Here is a 16,869-nt window from a genome sequence, read left to right on the forward strand (position 1 = left end):
AATGGAATAGGTGTAAAATGGATAAAAAAGATGAAAAAATAAGCAAAGAAAATATAATGTTGAGCAAACAACGGCCTCTTTCACCTGAAGCACAACGTGCTCTCAATGAAGCCGCGGAAAGACGTAAATGTGAAAAAAAAGAAGAACAACCACTAGAAAATGGTGGGCGCGGCGGCAAAGATCCTTCACGCTATGGTGATTGGGAAATTAAAGGCCGCGCTATTGATTTTTAGTCGACAACTGTCGACTAAAATAATCCGTCTTTTTAAGAGAAATTTTTTCAAAAGACGCAAATAGAGAATCGTTGTTCTTTTATATATAAGCTTTTAAAGGCACCGTTTTGTCTTAATAAGGGCCTTACTTCTCATGCTCATGACGCAGATTCTGCTTGGGCAGCAGCCGCTTCTTCAGCTGCTTGCTTTTCCGCCGCTATACGTTCTTGTGCTTTTTTTCCTGGTTGCCCTTTTTGTGGATTATTGCGGGTTGGACGTTTTTTTAAGCCAGCTGCATCTAAAAAGCGCAAAACACGATCTGTTGGCTGTGCACCCTGACCAAGCCAATATTGAATACGTTCTTCATGAAGTTTTACACGTGGTCCATCTTTAGGCAACATAGGGTCCCATGCGCCAACACGCTCAAGAAACCGTCCATCACGCGGACTACGAACATCCGCAACAACGATATGATAGTAAGGACGCTTTTTTGAACCTCCACGGGACAAACGAATTTTTAGTGCCATATTTTTTCTCCTATTGTCAATTCTGGCTTTCGTTTACATTAATTTTCTTTGTTTTATACTCCTCAGCAACCTCTTCATGATGCCGCACAACTTCTTTAATGATAAATTTTAAAAGTTTTTCAGTAAAATCTGGATCGACATGACTATCGACAGCTAATTGCCGCAAACGAGCGATCTGATTTTTTTCACGCAGAGGATCAACAGTTGGTAACGCATAACGGGCTTTTAAATGTCCTACGGCTTTTGTACAGCGAAAACGCTCTGCTAAAATATGAATTAACGCTGCATCAAAGTTATCAATTGATTTGCGTAAATATGTTAATTCTTGCAATATTTCTTCCTGCATCACATTTTTCCCGCTTTATCTCTTACTTTTTCTTAGGATGCTGAGGAAAATTTCCCCTCTCAGCAGAATCACTGGAAAGCCCAGGAAAGGAAACGCCGCCTCTAGGAAGCCCAGGTAAAACACTTCCTCCACGATCGCTTTCAATTTGCTTTTGAAGCATTGAAAGTTGCTTTGGATCAAACTTCGATAAATCCGGTATTGCTCCAGCATCTGCCTTAGATGTTCCCATACCTCCTAAGCCCAATTTAGAACCAAGACTACCGAACATTTTTCCCATCACAGAGCTTTTTCCTTTTCCCCCCATAGCTTTCACCATATCCGCCATTTGGCGATGCATTTTCAAAAGTTTATTAATATCCGCAGCATTTGTACCAGATCCTTTAGCGATTCGTTGTTTACGGCTATGTTTTAAAATTTCTGGATTGGCACGCTCTAGAGGTGTCATAGAGGAAATAATAGCCAATTGACGATCAAATAAACGATCATCAAGACCAGCAGCAGCAATTTGGTCTTTAACCTTTCCCAAACCTGGCAACATACCCATAATACCGCCCATACCACCAAGTTTTTTCATTTTTTGTAATTGTTCTGCAAGATCATTGAGATCAAATTTTCCAGCCTGCATTTTTTTTGCAAAAGCAGCAGCTTTTTCATGATCCATCGTTTCAGCAGCTTTTTCCACCAAAGAAACAATATCACCCATTCCAAGAATACGATCTGCAATCCGACGAGGATAAAATTCTTCCAGCGCCTCTATTTTTTCACCGGTTCCAATTGCCTTAATAGGCTTACCCGTAACAGCACGCATAGAAAGAGCAGCACCACCACGTCCATCACTATCCATCCGTGTTAAAATAATTCCTGTAATTCCGACACGTTCATCAAAAGAACGTGCAAGATGAACAGCATCTTGACCCGTTAAACTATCAGCAACCAGCATAATTTCATAAGGGAGAGAGCAGGCTTTAATTTCAGCCAATTCAAGCATCAAAGCTTCATCAATATGGTTACGCCCTGCCGTATCAAGAATCAGCACATCATAGCCACCCAATTTTGCTGCTTGCACAGCACGTGATGCAATATCGACGGGAGATTGCCCCGCAATAATAGGCAAACTTGCCAATTTTGCCTGTTCTCCCAATTGACGTAGTTGTTCCTGCGCGGCTGGACGGCGTGTATCTAATGACGCCATGAGAACTTTTTTATTGTTCTTATCCGTTAAACGCTTTGCAAGTTTAGCTGTTGTTGTTGTTTTCCCCGAACCTTGCAAACCAATCATCATCATAACAACAGGTGCTGGAGCATTCAAATCACTGAGAGCTTGTTCATTTCCGAGGATATGCACCAGTTCATCATGAACAATTTTCACAACCATTTGACCTGGTTTAATGGATTTAACAATTTCGGCTCCGACAGCTTTTTCACGAACCCTATCGATAAAAGAGCGCACAACATCAAGCGCAACATCGGCTTCTAATAAAGCACGACGAATTTCACGCAGGGCTTCTGCAACATCCTGATCCGACAAAGCACCACGCCCTGTTAAATGGGACAGGATAGAGCCAAGTCGCTCTTGCAAGGATTCAAACATTCTCTACCTCATTGCTACCTAACACACAAACCAAAATGGCACCCGAGAACGCATCGCGCCGTCGGGTGTTGACCTCTGAGATCTCTTTATACCCTTTCAACTGGGGTCTCAGTCGGTGGCTCCAAGTTAATTTTGTCACTGAAAGCTTGCTCTTTCAAACAATAAAACCCCATCTTTGTCAAGGTTTATCATATAATAACTTTTTCAATGGAGAAAAACCAGAAAATATTATACCTCAAAATTCTCAACCTCAATAGGTATAAAACGCCCTGTTTTCTGTTCCATACTCCACAACGCACCGCTTGAAATATCAAACCAAACACCATGTAATGTCAAAAGATTCTGCTCTATTCGCGCCTTGATCCACGGAAATGTCTCTAAATTTTTTAATGAATGATAAATAGAAAGTTGTTCTAATGCAGTGTGCTGTTCTGACAGTGTCAAGGATTTATTGTCCATAACTGTTTTGGCTGCAAACGTTAAAAGATTGATCCACGGACCAATAAAATCATGTGACTCTAAAGACTTGTGTCCCCATTCAAGAGCAGTACTTACTCCCCCACAATGCGCATGACCAAAAACAACAATGTGTTTTACTTTAAGCAACTGTACAGCATATTCAAGAGCCGCTGATGTTGCATGGTGTTGGTTATCAGGAGAAAAAGGAGGAACCAAATTCGCTACATTACGTAGCGTAAAAATTTCCCCTGGTTTAGCATCAAAAATTGTTTCTGGTACCGCGCGCGAATCACAACAAGCAATGACCAGAACTTCAGGCTTTTGCCCTTTAAGGGCCAATTGTTGATAATGTGCTGTTTTATGTAAAAAGTGATTTTTTATAAAGGATTTGTAACCGTTTAACAGTCTTTCTGGCAAAAGTGTCATTTTCTACTTACTTTCAATTTGCTCTTTTTTTAAAAAAAACTATTAACATACAAAAATACTAAAATGTCTCCTCATAAACACGAAGAATTTCTTTAAAAGCAAAAGAAATAACTTTATCCTCTCCTAATAAAAAACTATTCTCTTTAGAGAGAAGGTGCTACACTGCTCAAAATGATATAATGATCTTCTCCGATGAGAAAAAGTCTTCAAGAAAACATAAAAATAAAAGGGAAAACTATTGTGTTACAGGAAAAAACATCAGAAAAAAAAAGCAATCAAGATGAAATAGAACAAATCCTTTTTGCTCATACTGATAAAGAAGATATCAATTGCTATAAGGACGAAGAACTCCAAAAAGCGACAACCACCGCTATTGAAGCATTTAACCTCCATAAAGCAGGCAAAAGCACCATTTGCTTTGCTCAAAACTTAACCCGCAATAACAAACCTATAACAGTTATTACCCTCGTTAACGATAATAAACCTTTTCTTCTCGATTCCATTTTAAATATCTTTAACCAGCATAAAAACCGTATTTATTTAATTGCCCATCCAGTCCTTGATTGTGCTTCTGGACAACGCATCAGTCTGATGCAAATCCATATTGAGTCATTAAACGAGCAACAAATACAAAGCCTCAACAAAGAACTTACTTTAGTTTTTGAACAGGTCAATGCTGCTGTACAAGATTGGAAACCTATGCTTCAAGAAGTTGAAAAGCATATCCATGCCTATCAAACCAATCTTCCTGCACATTACAAAAAAGAAGGTGAAAAAGCCATTGCTTTTCTTAACTGGTTAATGGATGAAAATTTCATCTTCCTTGGTATGCGCACTTATGATTTTATTAAAAATAAAAAACCCATAAAATCCTTTACAGCTAGTAACGTCGAACTTGGTATTCTCACCGATAACTCTGTGCGTATTATTGGTGATTCTCGAGTGGAAGAGCCCCCCCAAGAAGTTCTCTCCTTTATGGAAAGTGATAACCTACTCATTGTAACGAAAGCCAATAGTCGTTCAAAAGTTCATCGCTCTGTTTGGCTTGACTATATTGGCCTTAAAATCTTTGATAAAGAAGGAACCCTTTGTGGGGAGTTGCGTATTGTTGGATTATTTACTTCTTCTGCCTACACACGTTCTATTTTACAAATTCCTTTCTTGAAAGAAAAAGCCCAAACTATCATTCAACGCCTTGGATATAATCGCACTGATTACTCTGGAAAAGCCCTTATTAGTGTTTTAGAAACCTATCCAAGAGATGAAATGTTCCGTTCCAGCGTTGATACCTTAACAGAAAACGCTAAACTCATCATGCAATTAGATGAGCGACCACGTTTACGCGTACTGGCACATACAGATTCTTTTGAACGCTTTGTTTCTATTCTTGTCTATATTCCTCGTAACCAATACAGCAGCACTATTCGCGAAAAAATCGGTGAATATTTCGTTGAACTCTACAAAGGTGATTTTTTTGAATCCTATCCACTGTTTTTAGAAAGTACACTCACACGCGTTTATTATATTATTCATCGCAAAGGAAGCGAGACTGCTCCTTTTATCGAGCGTAGCATACTTGAACAAAATGTACGTTCTATAGCACGCAGCTGGGAAGATAGTGTTGAAGAAATTGCCCTTACCCGTAAAGTAACAAATAAACAAATGCATTTGGCAAGCCAATTCCCTATTAGCTACCGTGATTTGTTTTCCGTTGAAGAGGCCATTGAAGATGCAGGACATATTTTAAGTCTTCATGACAACAAGCCTCTTTTTGTAACATTTTATCATGCACACAATAAAGAACGAAACATCATTTCTCTCCGGCTCTTTCATCGCCATGAAGCACTCGCTCTTTCCAAGCGCGTTCCTCTCCTTGAAAATATGGGATTTCGCGTTATTGCTGAACAAACACTTAAATTACCAGATGACAATGGACACTCTGTATATCTTCATGATATGCAACTGGAAAGTGCCTTTCAACTCCAGATTGATTTTGACAAAAATGCTCAAAAATATGCTGAAACATTTGAAGCTATTTGGGCACAAAATGCAGATAACGATGCCTTTAACGCTTTAACCCAAACAGCAGAACTTGATTGGCATAAAATTGTTATTTTACGCCATTATGGACGCTACCTCCAACAAGCTGGCATTCCTTATTCACAAGATCGTGTTGCTCAAACTTTAAATGCTTATCCTGATATTACCCAAGATCTTTATGCTTTATTTCATTTAAAATTTCATCAAAGCCATACAAAAAAAGAACGAGAAACAAATCAACCAATTATTCAGCAGCGTATTGAAGAAAAGTTACAAAAAGTATCAGGTTTAGATGATGATCTCATTTTACGTCGTTATCGTAATCTGATCGAGGCAAGTTTACGAACCAACGCCTTTACGCCTCTTAAAAATGGAAGTCCAAGGCGTATTTTAGCAACCAAATTGGATCCACGCAAAATTGAAGGTTTACCTGAACCACGTCCTTATCGAGAAATTTTTGTTTACGGCCCAGAAGTTGAAGGGGTTCATTTGCGTTTTGGTCCTATTGCCCGCGGCGGAATTCGTTGGTCTGACCGCGCCTTAGATTACCGCACCGAAATACTCAGTCTGGTCAAAGCGCAACAGGTTAAAAATGCCGTTATTGTCCCTGTAGGCGCAAAAGGAGGCTTTTATCCTCATCGACTTCCTCAAACCAATGATCGTGCTGTCATAATAGAAGCAGCACGACAAGCGTATATTGACTTCATCACAGCATTGCTTTCCATTACCGATAATTTGGTTAATGGTAAAATAAATGCTCCCCATGATGTCATCTGTCATGATGACCATGACCCTTATTTTGTTGTTGCTGCAGATAAAGGTACAGCGACCTTCTCTGATACAGCCAATACTCTTAGCCAAGAAAATCATTTTTGGCTCGATGATGCTTTTGCCTCTGGGGGATCCGCAGGTTATGACCATAAAGCCATTGGAATTACAGCCAAAGGTGCATGGGAAGCAGTAAAAAGACATTTTCGAGAATCTTTCCATCGCGATATTCAAACAACACCTTTCACCTGTGTGGGCGTTGGTGATATGTCAGGTGATGTTTTTGGAAATGGAATGCTCCTTTCCAAACAAACACAATTGATCGCTGCTTTTGATCACCGCGATATCTTTATCGATCCAAATCCCAATATAGCCGAAAGCTATGCAGAACGCATGCGTCTTTTTCAACTTCCGCGTTCCAGTTGGCAAGATTATGATCTGCAAAAATTATCAAAGGGTGGAGGCATCTTTTCACGTAAAGAAAAAACCATTACTCTTTCACCTGAAGCAGCACAAGCTATTGGTTTTGAAAAGAAAACAGGAACGCCCTTTGAAATTATCTCTGCAATTCTTAAAGCACCAGTTGATCTTTTATGGTTTGGTGGTATTGGCACCTATATCCGATCTGCAACAGAAACCGATGCTCAAGTTGGTGATCGTGCCAATGATGCACTTCGCATTACTGGTCAACAAGTACGCGCTAAAATTATTGGTGAAGGTGCTAATCTTGGTGTTACACAACGTGGCCGAATTGAATATGTCTTAAACGGTGGACGATGCAATACGGACGCGATCGATAATTCTGCTGGAGTGAATTGTTCAGATATTGAAGTCAATCTTAAAATTGTTCTTGCATCAGCCCTTCGGGCCAAAACACTTACCCGTGAAGCACGCAATCAACTCCTGAAAACAATGACCCCTCAAGTTGAACAGCTTGTACTACGTAATAATTATTTACAACCACTTGCTCTTTCTCTCGCAGAAAGCCAAAGCGCTGTTGATTTGCCTTATCAAATACGATTTATGCATGATTTAGAGCAAAAAAAGCTTCTCGATCGTAGAGTTGAAGTTCTTCCTGATGAGCAAACGTTGCAAAAAAGAAGAACCCAAGGACAGGGCCTTGTGCGTCCAGAACTTGCTGTTATTTTAGCCTATGCTAAATTAACCCTCAAAGAGGAAATTGCCCATAATCCCATCGTTGATGATGATTATTTCAACACAACTTTGTTGCATTATTTTCCAACCCAAATTCAAGAAAAGTTTGAGCAGGAGATCATTAACCACCAGTTGCGTCGTAATATTATCGCAACGCTTATTGCAAATGATATTGTCAACCGTGGAGGACCAACTTTTGTTAATCGACTACAAGATGCAAAAGAACAAAAGGTTGAAAATATTATTCGCGCTTTTATTGCTGTTCGTGACGGTTTTGAAATTCCCCAATTATCTGATCAAATTGATAATCTTGATAATAAAATACCAGGTTCTACGCAAAATAAATTCTATGCCGCAATTACTTCAATGCTTTTTGAAACAACCCATTGGGCTTTGTACAATATGAATTTTTCTGTTGCATTAGCAGAAGTTGTCAAAACAATCAAACAAGCCCGCACTCTGATTGAAAAACAACTCACACATTCAAATGATAAAGACATTAATCAAAAAATTAAGGAGAAAACAACACACTATCGTGAAGAAGGTGCTCCAGAAGCTTTAGCAAAACAATTGGCTCTCTTGGAAGCTTCTCCCATAATTTGTGATATTGCCTTAATTGCAAAACAAAGCGACAGCGATCTGATTAAAACGGCAGAGATTTATTTTTCATTGACTCAAATCCTTCGTGTAAACCGCATTTATGAAGCAAGCCGGACAATTCCTATCCTTGATTATTACGATAGTATGGCCTTAAACCAAGCTAAAGAAAATATTGTCGAAAGTTTACGGGAAATTGTTATAAAAATTCTAAAAAACCATGGCGCACAAAAAGATCCATTTGCTGCTTGGATAAAACCAAAAGAAGATCAAATTCATAATATAACGAACCGTATTGGTGCTCTTATTGAAAATGATCTCAATATTTCTCGTTTTACTTTTGCAGCAGGGTTGATTTCAAAACTTTAAAATCTAGTTTTTCAAGCTTAAAGCAGAATAAAGTTCCAAATTTTTAAAATTTCTTATTGCTTACTCCATTATGGGGTAAGCAATGAAAAATACAAGAAGAGTCATCCACATAATGAAGCATTTACATTTTTGGACAAAATGTTCAAAAGGAAAAGAATATCGACTTATACAAGAGACAAAAGCTATAAGAAGCTTTGCATACTGAGGGGTAGATTTAAAGCTTCTTCTAGATATCCCTTTATCATGAAGAAAAAAGCCTACTAATACGCAACATGAGCGCTTAAAAAAGCAATGTATTATAGTTTTTAATTTTTCAAAAAAGCAGAAACAAGAAAAGATCCATTTGCTGCTTGGATAAAACCAAAAGAAGATCAAATTCATAATATAACGAACCGTATTGGTGCTCTCACTGAAAATGCATCTCCATATTTTTTATTTTATCATTGCAAGTAATATTGGTTACACGACTTTAAAACCCAAATATTCAAACTTTAAAGGGGTGCAAGGCGTCCAAGTTTTACAAATCCTAGTTTTACCCACCCATGATTAATCAGCAAAGAAAAAACAGAAGAACCATCCGCATTTTGAGGAAAACTATTCAAAATAAAAAATAAAGTTTCAAGAGTGCGCTCTTGCGCAGGAAATAAGTGCTGTAAAGTCGTAAGCAGTTTTGTCTTTTGAAGAAAGGAAATTTGAAATTTTGCGGTCAAATACCCCTCATCATCAAAAGAGAACGGCCCGCTAACATGCAACACTCCCCCAGTTTGAAAAGTTAATTCGCTATGCTTTAAAAAACCACTTTTCCCATACAGATGCTGTTTCCAATTTCTTTCATTATGGGCATCAAATAAATTGTCCATATCATCAAAAGTCCACTGTAAATTGCCGTCTACTTTTGGAAAATCAGAAAAATAAGGTGAAAAAAGATAAGAAACATCAAAATCATCAAAAATCATATATCCTGATAATTGATTCTTCTCACGTTTAAGATCAAGTTTTAAAAATTCAGCTGCTATTTTGGGGAGTACATTATTCTGATCTAACGAATGTGTAATGATACCATAAGTATCTTTCAAAGAGACTTCATTTTCAGCATTTTCTTGTCTCATTTTTGTATCTGTTGCCTGTGTTTTCAATTTTCTTTGATGATTTTTCTTTTCAAGAAAAGAAATTTCAAGCCCTTCAGCCCTTAACTTTAATTTTTGATCTCTTTTCCAATAAGGCTCGGTTTCAATCACAAGCTTACGCCAATGTGATACTATAGGAGACTTTCCCATGAAAACAATTGATGCAGGCGAATGAACATTAAATTCTATCCAATGCGATGCATAAACTGGTGCATTAACGGTTAAATGTCCTGTTGATAAAGAAACTCCGCGTAAAGGCCAATCCAATTGAAATTTATCACAAAGAATACCGATACGGAATGGATAACCATTTTTACGCAGATGTACACACGTAGCTGTTATGTCATGAGAAGATATTTTTGCAAATAAATGGGAAACATGGTCTTCTATTTTACGTGAAAAAAAAACCACGTTGCACTATAAATAAATATGAGCATCAAACAAAAAAAACTGTAAAATAAAAAGCGCAAAGCGTGACTTTTCCGCAATAGCCGTAATTGAAAGGACGTAAACACAATAAAAGCTTTCCTTATCTCATAATGATAAACAGTCTTTTAAGCTTCACACAAGCGCATCAGATACGCCAAAAATCTGTTGTAATGCCTCTTCAAACCATTTGCTCAATGCCTGATCATAAATAAGGCGACCTTTGAAATGCGCAGCAGCAGGTTGTGCTCCCTTTTCGGTTAATTTATGTGCTGAACCAACCACTAAACGCTGTATCATAGCACGCGTAAATTCAGCATGAAATTGTAATCCCCACGCATTTTTTCCATAACGAAACGCTTGCGTAGGATATGTATTTCCTGTTGCCAAAAGCACTGCCTCTTTAGGTAAATCAAAAATACCTTCATCGTGAAATTGGTAAACCATTTCTGGCCAATTCATCAGTATTTTTCCTTGTGGAGTAGCTTGGAGTGGATACCATCCTACTTCAACTGTCCCATCACTTTTTGTTCCAACACTGCCTCCTAAATTTCGTGCCAACATTTGTGCTCCAAGACAAATTCCCAAAAAAGGTTTATCCTCTTTCAATGACAAAGAAATCCAATCAATTTCTTTGCTGATATAATCTTCTTTATCATTGACACTCATCGACCCTCCCAACATAACAACACCAGCATATTGCTCCAGTGTAGAAGGAAGGTTTTGCCCCAAAATTGGACGATAAATATCAAGATCAAAACCATTTTCTTGCAAGAATTTCCCCAAACGACCAGTGTATGTAGATGTACGACGATGCATAACAATTGCAATTTTTGGTTTATTGTTTTTTTGTTTTTTATCAGTACATTTTTGTATCAAAAACATTTTTTAACCAATCACTTTTACAACTTAAATGACATCTCACTTTTCAAATGAAAAAAATAGCCGTTTATAATACGCACTATAACCATTCTTTTAAAATAAACGAAACTTCTTTTTTAACAAAGATGCTCCCTCTTCTTCTGTTTTAACGCCTGGATCATCAACATTTAAGTGGGTTTGTTTTACCATTTCTTTTTGATGTGTTTTGACATCTTGTTTGTTTATTTGAGTAAGTCGCAAAGAATTATCTTTTTCTATAGAAAATTCTTCAAGCTTCTTTTCTGTAACAGTATTTTTTTTCACGATATTTTCTTTATCTTCTTTTTTGGGCACAATATTGTCAGCCTCTAATGTAAGAAGAGGCATTCGCGGAGGTGCTTTCCATTCAAAACAATCCAAGCGCCCACTTATAGGAGAAACAGCTAACCAAGAAGGAAAAATAGTGCCATCACACATCCATACTGGATCGCGCTCAGCACGCAGTGCCAAAGAAAGCCATTGACGCATATCCCCTTGCTTATTTCCCTGTGCCTCTTCAATATCTGCCAATAATAAATAAACACTTTCCCGTGGATGATACTGAAGTGCTTTTTGTGCCTGTTCTCTTGCTAATGCTATTTCTCCAGCATCTAAAGCCGCTTTAGCAATGAGAAAAGCCGATTCAAATGTATCTCTATTATAAGAGGCTAGTGTTTTTGCTTTTTTTAACCGTCCAGCAGCCCCTTTTTCTTTTTTTAAATAAAGTTTTCCTAAATCAGGATGAGGATTTTTCTGCCAAGCAGCAATAATCATTTTATCAGCTTTACGCGTTTCATTAAGCTTATAAAGAATATCAGCAGTAATGATGATTACCGGTATAAAATCAGGATCTAATTTATATGCTTTTAAGATAGCTTTACGTGCTTCCATAGGTTTTGTTTCAAAAAGATGGAGTGCTTTCCCACTTAACAGCAAAACTTGGACATGATGACGCTCTGCACTTGAACGAAGAGAACGTGGTAAAGTTTTTTGTGCTTTCTCAAAAAGGGTAAGTGCTTTATCCCACTCACCTTCAGCGCTTAATCGATCAAGTACAGTTTTATGCGCCCATAAAACTGTTGGTGATAAAGCTAGCGCCTCTTCTGCATATTGTTGTGCTGCTTCATAAGCTTTACTCTTCATAGCTTCACGGAACAAACCATAAAGCCCAACCAATTTTGTTTGTGGTTCCTTTCTCATTTCCTCATAAACAGCAATGGCGCGCAACGAATTATTCTGCAAAGACAATGTTTGAGCTTGTAAGAGTTTTGCTAAGGGTTCCTGTTTTTTTGCAAGATATTTTACAACACGTGCTTCCATTTTTTGTGCTAAAAGACCATCTCCTGCAAAAGCTGCAAGAATTCCTTGTGAAAGTGCTTCATAACCGCGCTTTTGGTTACGTTTGTCAAAATAATGAAAAAGAGAATGAGGTATAGAAAACAAGGCCGATAACAACAACCATAAAAGCACCAAAATTCCAACAAACAAAATAAGCAAACTTAAAACAGTAAGCAATGAAGCAGAAAATCTCAGGTGCAAAAATGTAAGGACAAAGATACCGTTGTGATTAGCAACCCATCCCAAAGCCAAACCAATTATACAAACAACAAAAGTATAAATAAAAATACGTATCATCTTAAGCCTATTTACATCTTTGTTGCCTTAACGGATCCTTGCTGTACAGACAGCAGCAACTGTTGAAGAGACCGCTGAACAGCCATGTGTGTTTCAAGTTGATAGATAAAATCTACCGAAACATCTTTTGCACTTTGAGGCAACGTTTTCCATTCACTCAAAGCTTTTTCATAATCACCCATTTGGATAGCAACCTCCATCCGCGCTGTAATTGCACCCAAGGTTGTACCTTCAACATTCCCAATAGGGCGTGAAATGACGAGTCCTTTTACCCATGCCAAAATCCGTTCAAAAAAACTAGCATTTGAAGCAACAATATTTTGCGTAGCAACAATGTCATCTGCAACATGCGCAAAATCAGCTGCAAGTTGTGCTGAACTTGGAAGCCCTATAGAGGCTGTCTTTTGTAATAGCTCAAGTCCATCCATCGAAGGTAATAATTGCTGTAATGTTTTTAATTCATTACTATAAGACCCACCACGCTCTACTGCATTTTTGAGTGAACTGATTGCAATAAAGAGCGCAGTATTTTTTTCTTTTGCTTTATCATTTTGAGCAGTAACCTTTTCCTGCATAGTCTCCACTTGCTTTTTTAACACAGCAAGATCATTTCTATTTTCCTGTCCAACAGATATGGCTTTTTCCATATTTTTTGAAACTTCAATTAAAGTGTTCACATATTCTTCAAGTTCATTTACTTTTTTCTCTAAAGCAGCAAAAGCTTGTTTATTTTCTTTTTGCGATGCTTCATTACTTTGCGTTGTAGCAACACGCTGTGATGAAAAAGAAGAAAGATCTGTTTTCAAGGCATCAATTTCTTGAAGCACATTCTTTAATTGCTCCCGTGTTTCTTCACTTTGATTTTCAACAGTTTTAGCAATTTGTAAGGCTTTTTGTTCTTGAGCATGATTTTCTACAAAAGAAGGAGAAAGAAAACCAGCCCATTGAAGCCCACCCCATAAAGCCAAAGTAATAATGCCCCCTAAAAGCCCTGAAATTGGCAAGAGAATCCACATCATATGCGTTGTAGGTATATTTTGTTTATATTGCTTATTTGGTTTTTCTTCTATATCCGATTTTACAGTATTTTGTATTGTTTGCTCTACATCATGATTCAAAGCTTCATCATTGTGCATACTATCCTGTTTAATCGTAGATTCTTTAGGGCGAGCACTTGTATCACGGGATTTACCTTTAGATTTTGAAGAATCAGCCATTTTAGTCACTTTTTTGTATTTCTTTTTAAAAATAAGATTATAAAATAAAAAAAGCTTTAAACATTAAGTATTTTTTGAATAATAGCGTTTATTTTAGACTTTTTTTATTAATAGTATCTCTTCATCAAAATTTTAACATTGTCTTCTCAAAGGAGATTCTTACAATTATATACTTTTATAAACAAGCTTTTTAGAAAAACATGAGCATTTTATACTAAAAAAGAAGTCTTAATTTTTTAATAAAGCACTTATTAGAGAAGAAAGAGAAGTTCTTTGCATCTTTACCTATCAAATGGTACGCATGCGAAGAAGAAATTTTAACATAAGGTTTTGTCTGAAATGCGCCTTTTGGGAATAGAAACAAGTTGCGATGAAACTGCTGCTGCTGTTATTGAATATCACGATGAAGAAAAAAGCCAAATTCTATCCAATATTGTTTTAAGCCAAATTGAGCATCATACGCCTTACGGTGGTGTTGTCCCTGAAATTGCTGCTCGTGCCCATGTGGAAGTTCTTGATGACTTGATTCTACAAGCACTAACACAAGCAAATACCAACTTGAAAGATATTGATGGTATTGCAGCCACAAGTGGTCCTGGTTTGATAGGAGGGCTTCTTGTGGGAGTCATGAGTGCAAAAGCACTCTCTCTTGCGACAGGAAAACCTTTTATTGCTGTCAATCATTTGGAAGGGCATGCTTTAACAGCTGTGCTCACACATAAGGTTAAATTTCCTTATTTATTATTGTTGGTTTCAGGTGGTCATACACAAACAATTCTTGTTCACGGAATTGGCAACTACCAGCGTTTAGGAACCACCATTGATGATGCGTTGGGAGAAGCTTTTGATAAAACTGCAAAACTCTTAGGTCTTCCTTATCCTGGTGGCCCAGCACTTGAAAAAGCAGCGTTATTGGGTGATAAAAATCGTATTCCTCTTCCACGTCCTTTAAAAGGTGAAAAGCGCTTAGATTTTTCTTTTTCCGGACTTAAAACCGCTGTACGGCAAGCCGCAACAGCAATGGCTCCCCTCACAGAAAATGATGTTGCTGATATTGCAGCAAGTTTTCAAGCTGCTGTAACTGATACAGTGCATGATCGTATTTTTTTAGCTTTGCAACACTTTATCAGTCAGTATCCTCTTTCTTATTATCAAGGGCATCGTCCTCCTGCGTTAGTTGTTGCAGGTGGAGTAGCAGCAAACCAAGCGATTCGTTCAACATTAAAAGACCTTGCACATCAACATGGTTTTGAATTTATAGCTCCTCCCCTTTCCCTATGCACCGACAATGCAGCCATGATTGCTTTTGCTGGTGCACAAAGACTTGCACGCGGAGAAACAAGCCCTCTCGATATTGCTCCTCGCTCACGTTGGCCATTAGATGAAAAAGCGCCTCCCTTAATTGGAATGGGACGCCGCGGAACAAAAGCATAAAATAACATACAAATAGGTTTCTCAGCCCATTACGCAACACTTTATAGTTTGATCTTTTATCAAAATCATCTTTCTATTTTTAAAACAGTTTTTTATTATTTTCCAACAAAACACGATCCATATTGGCTAAAAGCTTAAAAGGACAGGAAAGTAAAACCTTTTTATATGTCATTAAGCTTTTAAAATCGCTTTCCTAGTAAATACTCAATAAAGTGTAAAAAAGCATAGAATAACAAACAATAAGGATTATAAAATACATAAAAGATATCGTTTGTTTTTCCATTAAAATATGCTTATTTTCAAAAAGAAAAGACACAACAATACATCTATTCTTTACACCATTTTAAAGCAAAAATTATAACGAATAAAATAATATTAAGACTTATAAAAGGAACTCTTATGGCTTATTGGCTTTTTAAATCAGAACCCCATAAATGGTCATGGGATATGCAAAAGAAAAAAGGAGCTGAAGGCGAACAATGGGATGGTGTGCGCAATTATCAAGCTCGTAACAATATGCGTGCTATGAAATATGGTGATAAAGGCTTTTTTTATCACTCTAATAAAGGATTAGAAATCGTCGGTATTGTAGAGGTTTGTGCTGAAGCACATCCTGATTCTACAACCCTTGATCCACGCTGGGAGTGTGTGGATATCTGCGCGCTTTGTGATATGCCAACCCCTGTTTCATTAAAACAAATTAAAGCAAATCCTAAACTAAAAAATATGGTGTTGGTCAATGCCAGTCGCTTATCAGTACAACCCGTAACAAAAGAAGAATGGAAAGAAGTTTGTCTGATGGGAAATCTTAAAGTGGACATGTTGTCCATTTAAAGCAATGATAATGAGCATCTCTCTACAAATATTATACCAACTATCTTACATATGAAAAAGGAAACCGGAACACCCAAAAACATAAAAGCTATTGTGAAATCTCTCTAAATAACGATTTTTACAAAGGCATTGTACTCTTTCCGTCATGCTGACTTAACAACGAAAATATATCAATCTGCTTAAAGCATAAAAATGTTTTTTCTCCATACGTGAAAGACCCTATACACAAAAAAACACTTATCAGTACATCATTATAAAAGAAACAACAGGTTGATTTTAAATAATTTCTTTAATTTTCTGGCATAAACGACCATTTTTTACGAAACTACCCTTCATCAACAAGAGCATAAACATGACCTTATAAGGAAAGAATGAACTGCTATGCCCTTTTAATCGTTGAGAAAGATAATGATCTGCTCCCTATTTTGATAGAACAATTACAAATACACAAGAAATTTGAAATTTTTCAAGCCAAAGCAGAAATAACAATAGCTTAAGAGACAAGTATTGATCTGGCTATTTTTGATTTTAAGTTATCGGACCTTGAAGGATATCAAGCCATTAAAATAACGACGAAATTCGCCTCACAAAAAGCAATTCTTAAATACCCTGTACACCAATAACCAAATCGTAAATCGTGAAACACTCTTAGCGCAAGTTTTGGGCTATCACCAAAATATTATCACCCACACATTAGAACCCATATTTACCGTTTACGACAAAAATTGTACAAGCCCCATCTCATGCACAAACTTTTATCGCTTAAATCTTTCAATTTATGAGAATATTTATAACTACAAAATGAT

12 protein-coding genes and 1 pseudogene are annotated in these 16,869 nt (G+C 37.2%); 5 read left to right on the plus strand and 8 right to left on the minus strand.

From position 1 onward, the window contains the following. Nucleotides 1–17: 17 nt before the first annotated feature. Entirely contained in the window at nucleotides 18–233 is a 216-nt protein-coding gene (locus K3248_RS05000; protein ID WP_220717300.1) for a DUF1674 domain-containing protein, read from the plus strand. A gap of 137 nt (nucleotides 234–370) precedes the next feature. Here the strand turns inward: K3248_RS05000 and rpsP are convergent, their stop codons facing one another. The 4 genes from rpsP to K3248_RS05020 form a co-directional block, all read right to left on the minus strand. After that, nucleotides 371–739 carry a 30S ribosomal protein S16 gene (rpsP, locus tag K3248_RS05005; RefSeq protein WP_220717301.1) on the minus strand — a complete coding sequence of 123 codons (369 nt, stop codon included), beginning with the start codon at nucleotides 737–739 and terminating at the stop codon, nucleotides 371–373. 16 nt (nucleotides 740–755) lie between these two features. After that, entirely contained in the window at nucleotides 756–1,085 is a 330-nt protein-coding gene (locus tag K3248_RS05010; protein WP_220717302.1) for a chorismate mutase, read from the minus strand. Between the two features lie 22 nt (nucleotides 1,086–1,107). Beyond that, a complete protein-coding gene (gene ffh / locus K3248_RS05015) occupies nucleotides 1,108–2,676 on the minus strand; it encodes a signal recognition particle protein (protein ID WP_220717303.1) in 1,569 nt (522 codons plus the stop codon). A 228-nt stretch (nucleotides 2,677–2,904) separates the two neighbouring features. Beyond that, a complete protein-coding gene (locus tag K3248_RS05020) occupies nucleotides 2,905–3,561 on the minus strand; it encodes a carbonic anhydrase (RefSeq protein WP_220717304.1) in 657 nt (218 codons plus the stop codon). Between the two features lie 240 nt (nucleotides 3,562–3,801). Here K3248_RS05020 and K3248_RS05025 point away from each other — a divergent pair, with 240 nt between their 5' ends. Then, a complete protein-coding gene (locus K3248_RS05025; protein ID WP_220717305.1) occupies nucleotides 3,802–8,490 on the plus strand; it encodes an NAD-glutamate dehydrogenase in 4,689 nt (1,562 codons plus the stop codon). A gap of 491 nt (nucleotides 8,491–8,981) precedes the next feature. Here K3248_RS05025 and K3248_RS05030 read toward each other — a convergent pair whose 3' ends face one another. The 4 genes from K3248_RS05030 to K3248_RS05045 form a co-directional block, all read right to left on the minus strand. Further along, on the minus strand, nucleotides 8,982–10,028 hold the full coding sequence (locus K3248_RS05030) for a DUF2125 domain-containing protein (RefSeq protein WP_220717306.1): 1,047 nt from the start codon (nucleotides 10,026–10,028) through the stop codon (nucleotides 8,982–8,984). A 150-nt stretch (nucleotides 10,029–10,178) separates the two neighbouring features. Continuing rightward, complete coding sequence (locus K3248_RS05035) at nucleotides 10,179–10,928, minus strand: glutamine amidotransferase (protein WP_220717307.1); 750 nt, start codon at nucleotides 10,926–10,928, stop codon at nucleotides 10,179–10,181. Between the two features lie 90 nt (nucleotides 10,929–11,018). Continuing rightward, the gene (locus tag K3248_RS05040; RefSeq protein ID WP_220717308.1) at nucleotides 11,019–12,578 is read right to left on the minus strand and encodes a heme biosynthesis protein HemY; all 1,560 of its coding nucleotides are present in this window, start codon (nucleotides 12,576–12,578) and stop codon (nucleotides 11,019–11,021) included. An 11-nt stretch (nucleotides 12,579–12,589) separates the two neighbouring features. Continuing rightward, nucleotides 12,590–13,795 (minus strand): COG4223 family protein, encoded by a 1,206-nt coding sequence (locus tag K3248_RS05045; protein ID WP_220717309.1) that lies wholly within the window; start codon nucleotides 13,793–13,795, stop codon nucleotides 12,590–12,592. 339 nt (nucleotides 13,796–14,134) lie between these two features. On the opposite strand from K3248_RS05045, the gene tsaD reads away from it, so the two are divergent. From tsaD to K3248_RS08765, 3 genes and pseudogenes are all read left to right on the plus strand, one after another. After that, nucleotides 14,135–15,229: a tRNA (adenosine(37)-N6)-threonylcarbamoyltransferase complex transferase subunit TsaD gene (gene tsaD, locus K3248_RS05050; RefSeq protein WP_220717310.1), complete on the plus strand. Its 1,095-nt coding sequence runs from the start codon at nucleotides 14,135–14,137 to the stop codon at nucleotides 15,227–15,229. Nucleotides 15,230–15,628: 399 nt separating this feature from the next. Then, the gene (locus K3248_RS05055; RefSeq protein WP_220717311.1) at nucleotides 15,629–16,063 is read left to right on the plus strand and encodes an EVE domain-containing protein; all 435 of its coding nucleotides are present in this window, start codon (nucleotides 15,629–15,631) and stop codon (nucleotides 16,061–16,063) included. Between the two features lie 371 nt (nucleotides 16,064–16,434). Further along, a pseudogene (locus K3248_RS08765) lies at nucleotides 16,435–16,829 on the plus strand (helix-turn-helix domain-containing protein). The last annotated feature ends 40 nt before the right edge of the window (nucleotides 16,830–16,869 follow it).

Source organism: Bartonella raoultii, from assembly GCF_019659805.1.
In the GTDB taxonomy this organism is placed as follows: domain Bacteria; phylum Pseudomonadota; class Alphaproteobacteria; order Rhizobiales; family Rhizobiaceae; genus Bartonella; species Bartonella raoultii.

Excerpts from the sequence above, each read along its gene's own strand:
- K3248_RS05000 (WP_220717300.1), top strand. The coding sequence starts at position 18 with ATGGATAAAAAAGATGAAAAAATAAGCAAAGAAAATATAATGTTGAGC.
- rpsP (WP_220717301.1), bottom strand. The coding sequence starts at position 739 with ATGGCACTAAAAATTCGTTTGTCCCGTGGAGGTTCAAAAAAGCGTCCT.
- K3248_RS05010 (WP_220717302.1), bottom strand. The coding sequence starts at position 1,085 with ATGCAGGAAGAAATATTGCAAGAATTAACATATTTACGCAAATCAATT.
- ffh (WP_220717303.1), bottom strand. The coding sequence starts at position 2,676 with ATGTTTGAATCCTTGCAAGAGCGACTTGGCTCTATCCTGTCCCATTTA.
- K3248_RS05020 (WP_220717304.1), bottom strand. The coding sequence starts at position 3,561 with ATGACACTTTTGCCAGAAAGACTGTTAAACGGTTACAAATCCTTTATA.
- K3248_RS05035 (WP_220717307.1), bottom strand. The coding sequence starts at position 10,928 with ATGTTTTTGATACAAAAATGTACTGATAAAAAACAAAAAAACAATAAA.
- K3248_RS05040 (WP_220717308.1), bottom strand. The coding sequence starts at position 12,578 with ATGATACGTATTTTTATTTATACTTTTGTTGTTTGTATAATTGGTTTG.
- K3248_RS05045 (WP_220717309.1), bottom strand. The coding sequence starts at position 13,795 with ATGGCTGATTCTTCAAAATCTAAAGGTAAATCCCGTGATACAAGTGCT.
- tsaD (WP_220717310.1), top strand. The coding sequence starts at position 14,135 with ATGCGCCTTTTGGGAATAGAAACAAGTTGCGATGAAACTGCTGCTGCT.
- K3248_RS05055 (WP_220717311.1), top strand. The coding sequence starts at position 15,629 with ATGGCTTATTGGCTTTTTAAATCAGAACCCCATAAATGGTCATGGGAT.